This is a genomic window from Porphyromonas sp. oral taxon 279 str. F0450, assembly GCF_000292995.1.
Taxonomy (GTDB): Bacteria; Bacteroidota; Bacteroidia; order Bacteroidales; family Porphyromonadaceae; genus Porphyromonas; species Porphyromonas pasteri.
The window spans coordinates 1-1497 of the sequence record NZ_ALKJ01000024.1; the positions used below are offsets into that span (position 1 = coordinate 1).

Genomic DNA, 1497 nt, shown 5'->3' on the forward strand with positions numbered 1-1497 from the left:
GAGCAGCAAGCTATCAGCCTAACCCTAGACTACCGAAAGCGATGATTGCTAAGATCTCAAGCTCGGAAAATCTAGCTGGAGCCCTAGGCTACAACTTCAAAAAGGTAGTATCTGGGGATGCGAGTGTTCTCCTGGCTGAGGGCTTGTATGCCAATCCTGAAGGTGGCTATACCATGGAAGAAGTGCTTAGCGATATGCAGGCAGCTATTCCTAAGAAGTGTCGCACGAAGAATGTGGTCTTTCATTGCTCGCTTAATCCGCACCCAGACGAAAAGCTATCCGATGAACAGCTTACACAAATCGCCCAGGAGTATATGCAGACACTCGGCTACGGCGAGCAGCCCTACATTGTCTTTAAGCATAACGACATCGAGCGAGAGCACATCCACATCGTATCACTCCGTGTCAATAGCGCTGGAGAGAAGATCAACGACAAGTTTGAGAACAGACGCAGCAAACGAATCACCGATCTCTTGGAGCGTAAGTATGGACTCATCCCCAGTACTCCCACCAAGGAGCAGAGGACAAATGCCCCCGCCTCCCAAGAGCACTTACCCCTAGATAATATCCGAAGCGAGATGGCCCAAACTCTTCGTGGGATCTTAATGCACTACCACTTCTGCTCCTTAGGAGAATTCAAGGCCATTCTAGGAGCCTACCAGCTGACTGTCGAAGAGGTCAAGAACACCTACCGAGGTAGAGAATACAATGGCCTCGTCTACGCCCCTACTAACGAGGCGGGGAATAAGCTCTGCCCGCCCATACACGCCTCTAAGATTGGGCGAGGAGTGGGTTACGCTGCCGTTCAGCATAAGATGAAGCAATCCAAACAAAGCATTAAACCCTTCATCGCTGGTGTACAACAAAGGGTATTGGCTGTGATGCGGACTTCGCCTCGTAGTGAGGAAGAACTCTTAGATTGCTTAGAGAAGAGCGAGCTACGCTGCATCATTCGTAAAAGTGAGGGCGGACGCATCTATGGGGTCACCTTCATCGATGACACCCTTGGTATAGCACTCAATGGCTCGCGCCTAGGAAAGGGCTATGCCGCCAAGCAGTTTGAAACCTACTTCTCAGCCCCTGAGTCTAATCGCTTCCTAGACGAAAAGCTCTATGGCCACTTATCATCCCCCTGGGAAGCACCGAAGGATCTCGCCCACAGTATTCCCCTCCTCCCGGAAGAAAGTGATAACCCCATGGAGTCGATATTAGACGAACTTATCGGAGATCTTCCCCTTACAACCGGTAACGACGATTGGAAGGAAGCAAGCTGGCAGCGCAAGCTCCGTAGACGACATCAGCTTAGGCTCAAGAGAAGAAAAGGCTGAACAAACCAACCTCCCTATTCCAACTTTAACAAGATTACAGCTATGGCACAAGAAGACGACCTCAGAGCCCTCGGGAAGATCATGGACTTCATGAGAGCGCTCTCCGTGATATTCCTCCTTATCAATGCGTATTGGTTCTGCTATGAAGCCTTCCTCACCTGGGGCTTCA

At 50.4% G+C, this 1497-nt stretch carries 2 protein-coding genes; both read left to right on the forward strand.

Annotated features, from left to right (window positions below; genetic code table 11):
- The first annotated feature begins 41 nt into the window (after positions 1-41).
- The gene (gene mobB, locus HMPREF1323_RS06320) at positions 42-1328 is read left to right on the forward strand and encodes a conjugal transfer protein MobB (RefSeq protein ID WP_009433309.1); all 1287 of its coding nucleotides are present in this window, start codon (positions 42-44) and stop codon (positions 1326-1328) included.
- 42 nt (positions 1329-1370) lie between these two features.
- Positions 1371-1497 (forward strand): YWFCY domain-containing protein (locus HMPREF1323_RS09120; RefSeq protein WP_009433310.1); only part of this gene is annotated, 127 nt, incomplete at its 3' end.